The sequence below is a fragment of the Bacteroides sp. ET336 genome (assembly GCF_024733815.1).
Classification (GTDB): Bacteria; Bacteroidota; Bacteroidia; order Bacteroidales; family Bacteroidaceae; genus Phocaeicola; species Phocaeicola cellulolyticus.
Genome location: NZ_JANRHK010000004.1, coordinates 1 through 16,554, shown reverse-complemented (window position 1 = coordinate 16,554; position 16,554 = coordinate 1). Strand labels below are relative to the sequence as shown.

Here is a 16,554-nt window from a genome sequence, read left to right as displayed (position 1 = left end):
TTAATGACATTATAAAGGTATAAATTATGAAAAATAAGATATTTACATTATTACTTGCAGGAATGGCCATTTTCTCTTCTTGCGATAGCGATAGAGACTCCAATCCTGTATATAACCAGCCGGAAACGTTTACTTTAAATAAGCCGGCTTTGTCTGATAATATTTTCGACTTGAACAGTTCTTCACATATTTGGCTGACTTGTTCACAGCCTGATTATGGTTTTACTGCAGCCGTTACATATACTTTGGAAATTTCTTTGACTGATGATTTTGAAAAAGTACAAGTGTTGCCTACACAGTTTACTACTGCTAAAATGGAGGTAAAGACTAATGAGTTGGCAGTTTGTGCTACAAACCTTTTCATAGCAGAAGGTAAGGTTAAAGATGATTTCCCTCTTCAGACTCCTTTATATTTAAGACTAAAAGCTGTTGTAACAGATCTTAAAGAGCCTGTTTATTCAAATTCTATCGAGATAAAAACAGAATTGGAATATACTTTACCGCCAATTGAGATTCCAAAGAAATTGTATATCGGTGGTGACTTCTGTGAATGGAATTGGGATAATACTTTGGAAATGGTTCCTGTGAATGGAACAGAAGGTATGTTCTGGAGAGTTATTTATATACCTGAAAATAGTAGTATTAAGCTTAGTAAAACATCTACAGAAGAAACGAGTGCCGGATTTGCAGAAACAACAATTAATGATAATTATGAAGCTGTTGTAACAGATAATTCTGGAAAGATTGGATTTACTAAAGGAGGATGGTATCTATTGGTTGTTAAGGCAGCAATAGAAGGTGCTGAACTTAGATATACGATGGATATTAATGAACCTGCTGTTTATATTGTTGGTCCTGTAACAAGTAATAATGAAAGTGATAGATTTAATGTTGCGCCAGAAAAGAAATTTACCGTACCTGTTAATGGTGATGATTTCTTTGTATCTCCTCCATTTAAGTTTGGAGTTAGTGGAGATCCTGGAGTTCGTGCATGTGTTTCAATAGATGGAATAGATTGGTGGAAGACAGAATTTATGGTATTTGATGGAATTCTGAAATATCGAGGAAACGATGGAGATCAGGCTCGTGTTAGTGCCAATGCAGGTCAGAAGCTGTATATTAACTTCACAGCCGGAACTGGTAAAATTGAATAATATAAAAATGTTGTCGGGGATATTTTTCCCCGACAAGCTAAATTAAAATGCATTTATGAAAAAGAAATTTTTATATACAGCTATATTTGCTGCAATGATAGGTTTGGCTTCATGTAATGAAGATTTCAATGCAGATGTTGCAGCTCCACAGACTTGGGAACAGGAAGAGATTCTTGCAACAGCAAGTATGACAATTACTCCAGCAACAGGTGTAAATCTTGAAACAACAACAGAGGAAACTGTTAAACTCTTTGATTATCAAGTAGAAAATCAATTGGAAGGTAGCACAATAGAAAATCTTACAGCTTATATATCTAAACAAGATGTTGAGGCATGGCAGAAGATAGAGGTTGATGCTAATGGTAAGGCCAATGTTGAGTCTTTGCAGTCTGTTATGGAGGAGTTATTCGGTAAAAGTGCAGAAATGCGTACATTGAATATTAAAGCAGAGGCAAGTATGAATATCGATGGTGAGGCTTTGTACTTAGGCTCGGAAAAAGTATTAATTGAAATAACTCCTAAAAAGCCATTGGTCTTAACCCTTCCTGAATATTATTTGGTGGGTAATATTCAAAATTGGAGTCCTGTTGAGAAAACTGCTCCATTGTTTCCTACTGAGACAGATAACAAGTTTACAGTTACTACAGATTTTTCTAACTCAAATGCAGGAACACCTAATTTTAAAATTTGGGCTTCTGATGATTTTGGAACTTGGGAGAAGGCTTTAGGAGCACAAACTGACGGTGACACTAGTCTTAACGGTATATTAAAAGAGAATGGTGGGGCTATTCTAACACCTGATAATGGTATTTATACATTTACTGTAGACTTTACAACGAATAACTATTCTTTAGTCAAGGAAGCTAATCAGACTCCTGCTGAATTTTTAACTATTGGTCTAATAGGTGAGTTTAATGGTTGGGGAGATGATTTGGATATGTTGCCATCTTCTCCACATAATTGGTATTATCCTGGGTTTGTCATAGAAACAGAAGGACAAATTAAGTTTCGTGCAGATGATAAATGGGATAATAGCTGGGGGGGAGTTATTAATTTAAGTGAAACTCCATTTGGTATTTCTCAGTTTAAGAGTAATGATAATATGACTATTCCTGCTGGTACATATGATGTATTATTCAATGATATAACTGGTAGATATGCTTTTTATAAAAAGTAATTACAATTTATAATCCATGAATTGCCATTCGGAGGAATACAAAAGTTCCGATGGGTGGCAATTCTTTTTTTAACCTGACTACCATGAAAAAGACTCTTCAAATAGGTTTCTATATATTAATCTCATTGTTCATATTTACGCAAAGTTCATGCCAGGACAAGACTTTTGATGATGAATCGAATAGTGAAAATTCAGGAAATGATTCAAGTGATGAAGGAGATGACAATGAAGAGACATTAAAGGAAGGACTCACCTGGTCACCTGAAAATCCTGATGCTGACTCTGAACTTACTATTAATTTCAAGGCTCCTGTAAAATCAAAGCTTTACGGCTATACCGGCGATGTTTATATTCACACCGGAGTTATTACTGAGGGTGTATGGGCTTTTGTTCCTGCCGAATGGAACGAGAACATTGCCAAATGTAAAATGACGAAGAAGGAAGATAATTGCTGGTCTATCTCTCTTACTCCGTCTATAAGAGAATGGTTTGCTTCGGGTGAGACTGCTATTAATAAACTTGGTATAGTAATACGTAGTTCCGATGGTAGCAAGAAAGGAATAGAGGAAGATTCTTTTATAGAGGTAACCGATAATAAATACACAGCTTTCCAACCTGCTCCTATAATTGAACAGACTATGCCGGCAGGGACGGTAGAAGGTATAAACATTTCAAGTGGAAGCAGTGTGACTTTTGCTTTCTATGATAAGGATAAGAATGGAAATCATAAAGATTTTGCATACATATTAGGTGATTTCAATAACTGGACATTAGCCAATGACGGCACTTCTCAAATGTATAGGGATAATTCAGCCGGATGCTGGTGGATAACTGTTGAGAATCTAGACCCGGCAAAGGAATATCGTTTCCAATATTATACAGGAACTAAAGACGGTGATGTAATCAGACTGGCTGATGCATATTCCGAAAAGATTCTTGACCCTGATAATGATAAGTATATCCCTGAATCAACATATCCTTCATCTGAAATGGTTTATCCGGAGAAAGGTATAGGAATAGTTTCTACATTCAAGATTAATAAGGATGAATATTCATGGCAGAATAATGATTTCAAGATAAAGGACATAGATAATCTCCTTATATATGAGTTACACCTCAGAGACTTTACTTCAACATCCGATCTTAATGGCGCGATGAGCAAGCTTGACTATCTGGAAGGGCTTGGAATAAATGCCATAGAACTGATGCCGGTACAGGAATTCGATGGTAACGACAGTTGGGGATATAACCCATGCTTCTTCTTTGCCATGGACAAAGCATACGGAACAAAGGAAATGTATAAGAGATTTATTGATGAATGTCACAATAGGGGAATAGCTGTTCTATTTGATGTGGTATATAATCATGCTACAGGAGCACATCCTTTTGCAAAATTGTATTGGGACAGCAAGAATAATAAGACAGCTGCCGAGAATCCTTGGTTTAATGTTGACGCACCTCATCCTTATAGTGTATTCCATGATTTCAACCATGAATCAGAGCTTGTAAAGACTTTCGTAAAACGAAATCTCAAATTCTTACTTGATGAATACAAGATAGATGGTTTCCGTTTTGACCTTACGAAAGGTTTCACTCAGCGTCAATGTAATGAAAGTAACGCATCTGACTATGATGAAAATCGTATAGCTGTTTTGAAAGATTATTATGACGCTATTCACGGGGCAAACGAAAATGCCGTGGTTATATTGGAACATTTCTGTTGTGATAAAGAAGAAAAAGAACTCGCAGACTATGGTCTTAAACTATGGCGAAATGGTAACAATGCGTATTGCCAGTCTGGAATGGGATGGCAAGACGATAGTGGTTTTGAAGGAATATATACAGGCACTAATGATATGAAGTTCGGTGGTTATGTAAGTTTTATGGAGAGCCATGACGAAGAGCGTACCGCTTTTAAGGCAAAGGAGTACGGTAATGGTGACTTAAAAACTAATCTGGCAAACCGAATGAAAAGTATGGCTACAAATACGGCTTTCTTCCTTACTGTGCTAGGACCGAAGATGATATGGCAGTTCGGTGAAATGGGTTATGATGTTTCTATTGAAGAGAATGGTCGTACAGGACGTAAGCCTTTACATTGGGAATATCTGAATGATCAGTATAGAAAGAAACTTACTGAGACTTATACTATGATTCTTAAACTTAGAAATGAACTGCCACAGCTTTTCTCTTCTGATGCTACATTCAGATGGGAAGTATCCGAAAGTTATTGGGAAGGATGCCGTAATATTTCAATTGAAAGTATAGACGGAAAGAAACTTTTCATTGTGGGTAATTTCACGACAGAAGAACAGACCTCTTCGGCTCAAGTTCCGTCGGGTTGGAGCGGATATTATAACTTTATCAGTGCTGAACAGGTAAGTAATGTTGCCGGAACACAGCCGATTGTAGCTCCACATGACTTTGTTATATATTCTAATTTCCTCGTTAATAACTAAATGATATGATAAGAAATTTTCTTTTTACACTGATGTTTTTCAGCTCAATTGGGACTGTATCATATTCTGCAGACAGATTGACCGAATATTCTATATCCGAATCTAATGGTAGCTGTTCTTCATCTCAACTTTTGGGGGATGAACGTAAGGAGTCAATATCAAGAATTGACCCTCTTTTCTGGTGGACAGGAATGAAGAATCCAGAATTACAACTAATGGTGTCAGGGTATAATATTGCTGATTATTCATTGTCTATCAATTATCCCGGGGTTAAGATTAAGTCCGTACATCCTATGGAAAGCCCTAATTATATGGTGGTATATCTGGATGTTAAGGACGCAAAGCCTGGTAAGTTTACTCTAAACTTCAGTAAAGGACGTAAAAAACTGAAATATGATTACGAACTGAAAGCTCGTGTAGGAGCCCCTGAAGATAGAGTAGGTTTTGGTTCTGAAGATGTGGTATATTTGCTCATGCCTGACAGATTCGCTAATGGTGATGAAGCAAATGACCATTTGAAGATGAAATATCCTTATATTACAGACCGTAATAACCGTGGAGCTCGTCACGGGGGTGATATTGCAGGTATAATTGATAATCTGCCTTATTTGGATGATTTGGGAATAACAGCAATCTGGACAACACCGGTTCTAGAAAATGATATGGGAGAGATGTCATATCATGGATATGCGGCAACAGACTATTACCGTATAGATCCGCGCTTGGGAAGTAATGAGGATTATGTCAGATTGGCTTCTGAAATGCATAAACGAGGCATGAAGCTGATTATGGACATGGTATTCAATCACTGTGGTAGCCGTCATCCATGGGTTATTGATCCTCCTATGAGAGATTGGTTCAATAATTATGACCGTAAGGTTTATACTAATCACAATAAAGGAGCTTATTATGATCCATATGTAGCTGATATTGAAAAGTATGAAATGACAGACGGTTGGTTTGTCGATTCAATGGCTGATATGAATCAAAGAAACGATTTCCTTGCCGATTATCTTATTCAGAACTCTATATGGTGGATAGAATATGCTCAGCTTGACGGTATCAGACAGGATACTTATCCTTATCCTGATGTAGATATGATGAAACGCTGGTGCGATGCTGTAATGACTGAATATCCTAATATGAATATAGTGGGAGAAATATTGATAACCAATCCTATTGGTACTGCTTTCTGGCAGAGAGGAAGTAAACTTAATCCGGTTGATACCGGTTTGAAATCTGTTATGGACTTCCATTTACAGTCAATAGCCACTAAGGCTTTCAACGAAGAGACTTCATGGAATACAGGATTGCAGACTATATTCGAACATTTTTCGCTTGATTTCTGCTATCCTGATATTTATAATGTAATGCGTCTGTATGAAAACCATGATGTTGACCGCTTCCTCCATACCGATCCGGAAAATCTGGGAGCATATAAGCAGGCCGTTACAGTATTGTTGACAGTTCCGGGAATACCTCAACTGTTTTATGGGCAGGAAATACTTTCTTCAGGTACAACTATTAAACATGGGTACGAAGGCATACGTCCTGACATGCCTGGCGGTTGGAAAGGTGATAAAATAAATGTCTTTAAGGGAGAAGGCCTTACGGATATGCAGAAAGAAGCACATCAGTTCATGAAAACCATTCTTCAATGGCGTAAAGGAAACGAGGTGATTTCAAAAGGTACTATGAAACATTTTATGCCTAGAAACGGAGTTTATGTTTATGAACGTCGATGTGGTGATAAAAGCGCTGTAGTAATATTGAATGGCATAAGCAAGGATAATGAACTTTCGTTGGAACATTATAAAGAGATTTTAGGAGACAAAAGATCCGGTCGTGATGTAATAACCGGCAGAAAGGTTAATCTTGATAATACCTTAAAACTTTCTCCTAAAGAAGTTTTAATATTGGAGTTGTAGATTTTTTTACTTTATTTTGACGATAATATCATGATAAAACTAAAACAATTGATGACATTACCACTGATAGTAACTACTATAGGTTGTGGAGAAACTAATAAGTATGAGTCGTATGCAGACTATCCGTCTTTCACTTCTGAATGGACGGAGATGGTATATACTCCAAAATCGACTAACTTTATGTTGTGGGCACCTACTGCCGAGGCTGTAAAGGTTAATATCTTTGACGAAGGACTTGACAGTAAGGTTGTTAATTCTGTGAAAATGCGTCGTGGCGATAACGGCCAATGGATGGCAGAGATAGATGAAGATCTGAACGGCAAGTTCTATACATTCAATGTATGTATCGACGGCAAATGGCTTGACGATACTCCAGGAGTAATGGCAAAGGCCGTAGGTGTGAACGGTAAGCGTGCTGCCATATTGGACTTGAACAGCACTGATCCTGAAGGTTGGGAAAACGACAAGCGTCCGGAACTGAAGAGTTTCAATGACATTATTCTGTATGAAATGCATCATCGTGATTTCTCATTGGACAGTTTGTCGGGTATAAATAACAAGGGAAAATTTCTTGCGTTGACTGAAGAAGGAACCAGGAATATTTATGGACAGACTACAGGTATTGACCACTTGAAGGAGCTGGGTATCACTCATGTTCATATTCTTCCATCATACGATTATGCGTCTGTAGATGAAACTAAGCTTGATACACCTCAGTATAATTGGGGATATGACCCTCAGAACTACAATGTGCCTGATGGCTCATATTCGACAGATCCGTACAAGCCTGAAGTCAGAATACGTGAGTTCAAGCAGATGGTGCAGTCGCTCCATAGGGCTGGCATCAGGGTGATAATGGATGTGGTATATAATCATACTTTCAATGCAGAACACAGTAATTTTGAATTGACTGTACCTGGATATTTCTATCGTCAGAATGAGGATGGAACATTTGCCAATGGTTCAGGCTGTGGAAACGAAACAGCCAGCGACCGTGAGATGGTACGTCGTTATATTGTGGAATCAGTGAAACATTGGGTAAACGAATATCATGTAGATGGTTTCCGTTTTGACCTTATGGGGATACACGATATAGAGACTATGAAGGCCATCCGTGCGGAGCTTGACAAAATTGATCCTACAATATTCATCTATGGCGAAGGATGGGCTGCAAGTGCTCCTAAATATCCTAAAGAAAAACTGGCGATGAAGGCCAACACATGGCAGATGCCTGGTATTGCTGCATTCAGCGATGAATTCCGCGACAGTTTGCGTGGCTCATGGAGTGACGATACTAATGGTGCTTTTGTCACTGAAGGTAAGGGATATGAGTCGGGTGTGATGTTCGGTATTGCTGCTGCACTACCTCATCCGCAGTTGAAAGAGGCTTTGAAAGACTATCCTGCGTCATGGACAGCACAGCCTACTCAGATGATAAGTTATATCAGCTGTCATGATGATCACTGTATAGGGGATCGTCTTATAATTACTGCTCCAAAGGCTGACACCAAGCAGCGCATGCGTTTATTGAAATTGGCAGAAACAGCAGTATTTACATCGCAGGGTGTTCCTTTCATCTTTACAGGTGATGAACTTATGCGCGACAAGAAAGGGGTAAAGAATTCTTTCAACAGTCCTGATTCAATAAATGTCATAGACTGGCGTCTGAAAAAAGAACATAACGACTCGTACGAATATATAAAGGGACTTATAGCTTTACGAAAAGCGCATCCTGCGTTCCGTTTAGGTTCTGCGGAAAAGGTTTACGAACATCTTGAATTTATCAATCCGGGAAGAGAAGGTGTAGTGGCATTCCGTATCAAAGGTCAGCCTGCAGGAGAGGAGTGGAAAGATATAACGGTAATCCTCAATGCTAAAACCGAGACTGTAAGAGTTGAGGTGCCTGAGGGTACATACAGGATGGTGTGCTATGACGGAAAGATTTCTCCAGAAAAAGGTTTGAAAGATACTAAAGGAAAGACTCTTGTTGCAGCACCTCAATCTGCAACTATTGCTTATAGAAAATAATATTTACTTTTTTTATAATTAAACCGATTGCTATATACCGTTTCTTGTGGGCGGTATATAGCTTTTTTTATATAATAGGGGTACAATCGGTGACATATACAGTTATATATTAAAATATGGACTTCTTATGAAACTGAATATATTTCTACTCCTTGTTGCGTCACTTCTTTTTTCATGTAGCCGATATGCCATCAATGAAGATGGTACAGATGGCACAGACAATATAAACGTATATATAAATTTTCAAAAGAATGCGGTGGGCGATATTCTTGATATAGACTATCCTGTCAGGATATATTGCGTTGATAAGACCAGTTCAGTTGTTACAGACTTTAATTATTTGGAAGGTGAGGGTATAGTGGCTACACTTATCCCAGGTGAATATTCAATAAATGCATTTTTAGGTATAGGAGAAGAGAGTTATTCGAAAGTAAATGATATTTCAGGGAAACCTATAATCTCAGTCAATGGAAGTGGTGTCTCGGACATACCTTTAATGGCAGCACATTCTTCGATAAATCTGGAGAAACAGACTGAAATTAATCTTATCCCATCGTATATAGTAGCGTCTTTAGAGTTTGAGTTTACAAATATACCTTCCGAAGTAAAGAAAATCCAGGTGGAAGTATCTCCGGTTAGTTGTGGCTATCAGATTGAAGGAGGTTTCTCCGACAGAACACAAGCTGCCTCTTTGGAATGTAATTTAAATAATGGTAAATGGCTTTCCGGTCAGAAATTTATATTCCCGGCCGAAGGAGTAAAGACCAGTGTTATTGTAAATCTTGATTATGGTGATGAAATAAAGAAATATTCTTATACGTTTGCCGAAGGATTGAGTGTCGGACAACCTTATAAGTTTACGGGTGGATATGATGAGGATTTGAGTATGGACGGAGATTTTCAGATTAGTGCCTGGAAAATGGAAGAGGAAATCGTTATGGATTTTGAAAATGAAAAACCGGCAGATGATGAAAATGACGAAAATGAACAGGATGAAGAAGATGAGGAGTCCGATGGGAGCTCATTCGATGAGGATATTGATGTGTTTTATGTAGAAACTATGCCTTCTGCCAATAAAATTTGGGGACCTTTCTATTTATGGAAACTGGAAGAGATTGGTGTCGGGGAGGCGCAAGCTACTATTATATCTCCTGACCAATGGTATCAGATTTATGAAGAGGGAGAAGCTATGGAAATACTGAATGGATACGAGATTGATGGTATTTCCGGATGGAGAACTTTTACAAAAGATGAGGCTCAGGAATTTTTTAAGGAATTTTCTACTGAACTGGACGAACTTAATCCTTATCTGGAAGAGAATGGTCACAATATTTTTTATACCCCAAACGATAATGCAGGAAACAGATATTTATGCGATAATGGGGAATATGCATTTAATATGTCTGGAAAGATAGAAATAAGACCTGCCGGTAAGACTGTGAAATATTATCTTCGACCCGTCAAAATAATAGGTTTAAAGGTCAAAAATTAAATGAACTGTCGTTTAATGTAAAGCGTGCGCACGCTTTGGATCGAATGGACGCACGTTTTAAACCGAACGTGCGCACGTTTTTTTTATTGTTTTAATTTGCTCATTTCTACTCATTATGTGCATATTTTGTGGTATTTCGTTTTGTAGTATAAATGCTTTCATTAAATTTGCCGTCAGAAAATTACTAATACCAAAATATTTTATCTAATGAGTTTAAAAATTGTAGTATTGGCAAAACAAGTTCCTGATACTCGTTGTGTTGGGAAAGATGCCATGAATGCAGACGGAACAATTAACCGTTCTGCTCTTCCGGCAATTTTCAACCCGGAAGACTTGAATGCCTTGGAGCAGGCTCTCAGACTGAAAGACGCTCATCCTGGTTCTACTGTGACTATGTTGACTATGGGTCCGGGTCGTGCTGCAGAAATCATTCGTGAAGGTTTATATAGAGGTGCTGACAACGGCTATCTGCTTACAGACCGTGCTTTTGCAGGTGCAGATACACTGGCAACTTCTTATGCTCTTGCAACTGCCATCCGTAAAATTGGCGAGTATGACATCATAGTTGGTGGTCGTCAGGCTATCGATGGTGATACTGCTCAGGTTGGTCCTCAGGTAGCTGAAAAGCTGGGGTTGCCTCAGATTACATATGTAGAGGAAATCCAGGAAGTGAAAGACGGACGCATCCGTGTTAAACGTCATATCGACGGTGGTGTTGAAACTGTAGAAGGTCCATTGCCTATTGTGTTGACAGTAAACGGTAGCGCTGCTCCTTGCCGTCCGCGTAATGCAAAACTGGTTCAGAAATATAAACGTGCTCTTGGCGCACAGGAAAAGGCTGCCATAACAAAAGATGGTGCTGAACTTCCATACGCTTCGCTTTACGAAAGCCGTCCGTATCTGAATATCACTGAATGGAGTGTAGCCGACGTAAACGGTGATACAAAGCAGTGCGGTCTGTCAGGCTCTCCTACAAAAGTTAAGAAGATTGAAAACATTATCTTCCAGGCTAAGGAAAGCAAGACTATCACAGGAAGTGATGCTGATGTAGAAAACCTTATTGTTGAACTTTTGGCTAACCACACTATAGGATAAGACTATGAATAATGTATTTGTATATTGTGAGATGGAAGGCAGCCATGTTGCCGATGTAAGTCTCGAACTTTTGACTAAAGGTCGTAAGTTAGCCAATGAGTTGGGATGCCAGCTTGAAGCTATTTGTGCCGGAAGCGACCTTACTGATGTAGAAAAACAAGTTTTGCCGTATGGAGTTGACCGTGTTCACGTGTTCGATGCTCCGGGGCTGTTCCCTTATACTTCTCTTCCTCATTCATCTATTCTCGTAAATCTTTTCAAGCAGGAAAAACCTCAGATCTGTCTTATGGGTGCCACCGTTATCGGTCGTGACCTTGGCCCTCGTGTTTCTTCTGCATTGACAAGTGGTCTGACTGCCGACTGTACTCAGTTGGAAATAGGTAGTCATGAGGATAAAAAGGCAGGTATTACATACGAAAATCTGCTTTATCAGATTCGTCCTGCTTTCGGTGGTAACATCGTTGCTACTATCATCAATCCTGAACATCGTCCTCAGATGGCTACAGTGCGTGAGGGTGTGATGAAGAAAGAAATTCTTGATGAAAACTATCAGGGTGAAGTGATTCGTCATGATGTGGCTAAGTTTGTTCCTGAAACAGACTATGTAGTGAAAGTAATCGACCGCCACGTTGAAAAAGCCAAACATAATCTGAAAGGTGCTCCTATCGTTATCGCCGGTGGTTATGGTATGGGTTCTAAGGAAGGTTTTGACATGTTGTTCGAACTTGCAAAGGAACTCCATGCTGAAGTTGGTGCAAGCCGTGCAGCTGTTGATGCCGGATTCTGCGACCATGACCGTCAGATTGGACAGACAGGTGTAACTGTTCATCCTAAATTGTATATCGCATGTGGTATCTCAGGACAAATTCAGCACATTGCAGGTATGCAAGATGCAGGTATCATCATCTCTGTAAACAATGATGAGAATGCTCCTATCAATGCGATAGCCGACTATGTGATTAACGGAACAGTGGAAGAAGTGATTCCGAAAATGATTAAGTATTATAAGAAAAACAGTAAATAATGGCAAACTTTTATACAGAACATCCGGAACTCAAGTTTCACTTGAACAATCCGTTGATGGAGCGTATCTGTCAGTTGAAAGAACGCGATTATAGAGATAAGGAAGAATTCGATTATGCACCACAGGATTATGCTGATGCTATCGATTCATACGATAAAGTGCTTGAAATAACAGGCGAAATAACAGGTGAGGTGATTGCTGCTAATGCAGAAGGCGTTGACGAAGAAGGTCCTCACTGTGCAAACGGACGTGTGGAATATGCATCTGGTACAAAAGCTAATCTTGATGCTATGGTTAAGGCCGGACTTAACGGTATGACTATGCCTCGTCGTTACGGTGGTCTTAATTTCCCTATCACTCCATATACTATGTGTGCAGAAATCGTAGCACAGGCTGATGCCGGTTTCGGTAATATCTGGTCTCTTCAGGACTGTATCGAAACTCTTTATGAGTTTGGTAATGAAGACCAGCACAGTCGTTTCATACCTCGTATCTGTGCAGGTGAAACAATGTCTATGGACTTGACAGAGCCGGATGCAGGTTCTGACCTTCAGAGTGTGATGCTTAAAGCTACATACGATGAGGCTAATAACTGCTGGCGTCTGAACGGTGTTAAGCGTTTCATCACTAATGGTGATGCTAACTTGCACCTTGTGCTTGCACGTTCAGAAGAAGGCACTCACGATGGTCGTGGCCTTTCTATGTTTATCTACGACAAGAACGATGGTGGGGTAGATGTACGCCGTATAGAAAATAAGCTTGGTATCCACGGTTCTCCAACGTGTGAACTTGTATATAAGAATGCCAAGGCTGAACTTTGCGGTGAACGCAAGTTGGGACTTATCAAGTACGTTATGGCTCTTATGAATGGTGCCCGTCTTGGTATTGCAGCTCAGTCAGTAGGTCTGAGCCAGGCTGCGTACAATGAAGCTTTGGCTTATGCAAAGGATCGTAAGCAGTTCGGTAAGGCTATCATCGAATTCCCTGCGGTATATGATATGCTGGCTACTATCAAAGCTAAACTTGATGCAGGTCGTGCTCTGTTGTATCAAACTGCACGCTATGTGGATATCTATAAGGCTCTTGATGATATTGCACGCGAACGCAAACTTACTTCGGAAGAACGTCAGGAGCAGAAGAAATATGCTAAGTTGGCCGACAGCTTCACTCCTCTTGCCAAGGGTATGAACTCTGAATATGCCAACCAGAATGCATACGACTGTATTCAGGTACATGGCGGTTCTGGTTTCATGATGGAATATGCTTGCCAGCGTATTTATCGTGATGCACGTATCACAAGTATCTATGAAGGTACTACTCAGTTGCAGACAGTTGCAGCTATCCGTTATGTAACAAACGGTGCTTATGCAGCTACTCTCCATGAATATGAACTGATTCCTTGCGCTCCTGAATTCGAAGGCTATATGAACAGAATTAAGGATATGACTCGTAAACTTGAGGCTTGTACTAATGCTGTGAAAGAAGCTATGAACCAGGAATTGCTTGATTTCGTTTCACGTCGTCTTTACGAAATGTCTGCAGTGTGCGTAATGAGTCATCTGTTGCTGCAGGATGCTACTAAGGCTCCTGAACTGTTCGCTCAGTCACTTAACGTATATGTTAATTATGCTGAGTCGGAAGTTGAAAAGCATTTCAACTTTATCCGTAAGTTCAGTGCTGAAGAGCTTTTAAACTACAGAAAATAATATTTGAAGAATAAATAGTTTTCGGAGGACTTGGTATTGTAAATATCTTGTTCTCCGATTTTTTTTGTTTTTACTGCTCTGTTTATATCTTTGTACAGAATAAAAAACGTATTTATGGCAAAAAAAGAAGAGTACAAGATAAAGAATCAGGAATTTCTGAAGGAAATGTCTGCTGAGGAAGGTGTGATGCTACATCCTTCGGGCATACTTTATAGAGTTATCAACAGTGGAGACGGAAAGGTATCGCCGGTTGACAGAAGTATAGTTTCTGTACATTATCGTGGTACGCTTATAAATGGCAGAGAGTTTGATAATTCATGGAAACGTAACTGCCCTGAGGCGTTGAGACTGACTGATGTGATTGACGGTTGGCGTATAGCCTTGAAACTGATGCATGTGGGCGACAGATGGATGGTGTATATCCCATATAATCTGGGATATGGAACACGTACATCAGGGCCTATACCTGGGTTTTCGACATTGATTTTTGAGATAGAACTGTTGGGTATAGCTTGAATATTAACGTTTAATAAGGTGCCCGTATTTTTTTCTTAGCCAGAAATTGAATCCTAATAATAATGGCAGGGAAATCAGCATTGGCAGATAGAACAATGTTTCCGAAGGAATTGAGACATTCGAAATTCTGTTGGTAATATCTGTCAATGTTATGTTTGTATAACTTATAATGATTAATATACATGCTGTGAGCATTAACAATGATGTAATTATTATGGCAACGAATGTTCTTTTTTCACGTTGCTTTTCCTCAAGTAGGATTTTTTCGTTTATTTTTTCCATCATTTTATAGCTGAAGTTGCTTGGCAAACGGAATTTTTGCTGCATGCCAACAGCTTTTCTAATACATCTGTCTGTGCTTTCAACTTTGAATTTATCTGAATTTGTTGCTTTTCCCATTATAGTTCCTCCTCTTTCTTCATTAGAATATATAGCTTTTTTCTGATCCTGTGGAGTTTTACTTTTATAAAACTCTCTTTTACGTTTAGTATCTGCTGTATTTCCTGGATTGTTTTCTCCTGCTCGTAGAATAACGTTATCAATGCTCTTTCGTCAGGTTGTAACATTGTCAATGCTTTATATAGTTTATTGATGTTTTCTTCTGACTCGTCATTCATTGTTTCATCTATTTCTGTATCAGATATGGTGTTCCATATCTTTTCGTCATATACGTTTACCTCAGGTTCTTTTTTTCTGGTGAATGATATTGCTGTGTTGTAAGCTATTCGATAGAGCCATGTAGAGAAACTGCTTTTTGCATTAAATGATGAAAGGTTTTCAAAACATTTCATGAATGTGTCTTGTGTCAGCTCTTCGGCGTCTGCTTCTGATCTGACAATTCGGACAATAAGACTATATACTTGTTGTCCGTATGTGTCAAGGAAATACGTGAACTCATCTGTTTTTCCTGACAATATTCTTGTTATAATATTTAATTCCTCATTTTTCATTTGTTTATTTAGACGCAAGAACAGCTTTAAGGTTACATCTGGTATAATTTTTTTCTTTTTTGTAGTAACTATATTGTAACCTTTAGCTTGAACTGTCGTCTAATATGGCAAAGGAACAAATTTTTTAATATTTAAATATCACATTTATGGAAGAATTAATGATTGTGGCAAATGTAGCCATCGTTTTCGGAACAATTTACAAGTTGTTCGAATTGTTTGTAGGAAAAAAGGAACGTCAGATGTTGATAGACAAGCTCTCTGAAAACTCTTTGACAGAGGGAAAGTTTAAGGGAATTAATATGTCGTCTTCATATTCTGCACTCCGTTTCGGGTGTCTGTTGCTTGGTTTAGGACTTGGTATCTTGATTGGATATATCATCATATGTAATTCCTTGCCTGAGTATTGGATTGATGAGGCGAATAGACAAGTTAGAGAAACTGCTTCAATTATATACGGGGCCAGTACTTTGTTTGGTGGCGGATTAGGTATGATTGTAGCTTTCTTGGTAGAGGTGTTTCGAAGTAAGGATAGAAAGTGAAAATTTAAATTAATATCATCGTAACATCCTGTTATTCTGATTGTAATACGGCGTAATTAATTTTGCAGTGTCTTAAAAAACAGGAGGACTGAATATGAATGAAGTTAATTATGTAATAGAAAGTTTGCCAAATGGTGAGTTTTATGCTTACTTGCTAGATTACAATCAATGTTGTGCTTATGGCGAAACTGAAAATGAAGCTATAGAAAATCTTCAAGATATATCACATGATTTCTTTAATGAAATAAGTTCTGTTTTCACTCTTGAAGATATGGCATAGTGATGATTATGCTAAATTATTAAATTAATAAAAACACTCTCTTTCTTTCCTGAGGTCGTGTCTGTGTGATACAGGTATGGCCTTTTTTATTTATTATAATGTGTGTAAATTTTATCCTTCTATCTGTCTTTTATATCCAATTACTTTTTCAATTGCTTTTTTATTTTGATTTACAGTATATTACGCCAAAAGTGATATTTTTTTTG

14 protein-coding genes are annotated in these 16,554 nt (G+C 38.5%); 12 read left to right on the top strand and 2 right to left on the bottom strand.

The genetic code is table 11. The annotated features are described in order from the left end of the window. Positions 1-26 precede the first annotated feature (26 nt). The 10 genes from NW213_RS05760 (at position 27) to NW213_RS05715 (ending at position 14,579) form a co-directional block, all read left to right on the top strand. Positions 27-1,154: a SusF/SusE family outer membrane protein gene (locus NW213_RS05760; RefSeq protein WP_258322131.1), complete on the top strand. Its 1,128-nt coding sequence runs from the start codon at positions 27-29 to the stop codon at positions 1,152-1,154. A gap of 55 nt (positions 1,155-1,209) precedes the next feature. After that, a complete protein-coding gene (locus NW213_RS05755) occupies positions 1,210-2,331 on the top strand; it encodes a SusF/SusE family outer membrane protein (RefSeq protein WP_258322130.1) in 1,122 nt (373 codons plus the stop codon). Positions 2,332-2,414: 83 nt separating this feature from the next. Beyond that, the gene (locus NW213_RS05750; RefSeq protein ID WP_258322129.1) at positions 2,415-4,790 is read left to right on the top strand and encodes an alpha-amylase family glycosyl hydrolase; all 2,376 of its coding nucleotides are present in this window, start codon (positions 2,415-2,417) and stop codon (positions 4,788-4,790) included. Between the two features lie 5 nt (positions 4,791-4,795). Next, positions 4,796-6,718 (top strand): glycoside hydrolase family 13 protein, encoded by a 1,923-nt coding sequence (locus NW213_RS05745; RefSeq protein WP_258322128.1) that lies wholly within the window; start codon positions 4,796-4,798, stop codon positions 6,716-6,718. A 33-nt stretch (positions 6,719-6,751) separates the two neighbouring features. Beyond that, on the top strand, positions 6,752-8,746 hold the full coding sequence (pulA, locus tag NW213_RS05740; protein ID WP_258322238.1) for a type I pullulanase: 1,995 nt from the start codon (positions 6,752-6,754) through the stop codon (positions 8,744-8,746). Between the two features lie 127 nt (positions 8,747-8,873). Further along, positions 8,874-10,238, top strand: coding sequence for a hypothetical protein (locus tag NW213_RS05735; protein ID WP_258322127.1), 1,365 nt, complete (start codon positions 8,874-8,876; stop codon positions 10,236-10,238). Positions 10,239-10,445: 207 nt separating this feature from the next. Continuing rightward, positions 10,446-11,333, top strand: coding sequence for an electron transfer flavoprotein subunit beta/FixA family protein (locus tag NW213_RS05730; protein ID WP_235340548.1), 888 nt, complete (start codon positions 10,446-10,448; stop codon positions 11,331-11,333). Positions 11,334-11,337: 4 nt separating this feature from the next. Beyond that, positions 11,338-12,357 (top strand): electron transfer flavoprotein subunit alpha/FixB family protein, encoded by a 1,020-nt coding sequence (locus tag NW213_RS05725; protein ID WP_154043844.1) that lies wholly within the window; start codon positions 11,338-11,340, stop codon positions 12,355-12,357. Next, positions 12,357-14,063, top strand: coding sequence for an acyl-CoA dehydrogenase family protein (locus tag NW213_RS05720; protein ID WP_258322126.1), 1,707 nt, complete (start codon positions 12,357-12,359; stop codon positions 14,061-14,063). The genes NW213_RS05725 and NW213_RS05720 overlap by 1 nt, the downstream gene beginning before the upstream one ends. Before the next feature lie 114 nt (positions 14,064-14,177). Next, complete coding sequence (locus tag NW213_RS05715; RefSeq protein ID WP_258322125.1) at positions 14,178-14,579, top strand: FKBP-type peptidyl-prolyl cis-trans isomerase; 402 nt, start codon at positions 14,178-14,180, stop codon at positions 14,577-14,579. Between the two features lie 3 nt (positions 14,580-14,582). Here the strand turns inward: NW213_RS05715 and NW213_RS05710 are convergent, their stop codons facing one another. Continuing rightward, the gene (locus NW213_RS05710) at positions 14,583-14,978 is read right to left on the bottom strand and encodes a hypothetical protein (RefSeq protein ID WP_154043847.1); all 396 of its coding nucleotides are present in this window, start codon (positions 14,976-14,978) and stop codon (positions 14,583-14,585) included. Beyond that, positions 14,978-15,529 (bottom strand): RNA polymerase sigma factor, encoded by a 552-nt coding sequence (locus NW213_RS05705; RefSeq protein ID WP_235340551.1) that lies wholly within the window; start codon positions 15,527-15,529, stop codon positions 14,978-14,980. The genes NW213_RS05710 and NW213_RS05705 overlap by 1 nt, the downstream gene beginning before the upstream one ends. Positions 15,530-15,675: 146 nt before the next feature. Here NW213_RS05705 and NW213_RS05700 point away from each other — a divergent pair, with 146 nt between their 5' ends. Both NW213_RS05700 and NW213_RS05695 read left to right on the top strand, forming a co-directional pair. Continuing rightward, the gene (locus NW213_RS05700) at positions 15,676-16,068 is read left to right on the top strand and encodes a DUF6249 domain-containing protein (protein ID WP_258322124.1); all 393 of its coding nucleotides are present in this window, start codon (positions 15,676-15,678) and stop codon (positions 16,066-16,068) included. Positions 16,069-16,162: 94 nt separating this feature from the next. Further along, positions 16,163-16,348: a type II toxin-antitoxin system HicB family antitoxin gene (locus NW213_RS05695; protein WP_154043850.1), complete on the top strand. Its 186-nt coding sequence runs from the start codon at positions 16,163-16,165 to the stop codon at positions 16,346-16,348. The last annotated feature ends 206 nt before the right edge of the window (positions 16,349-16,554 follow it).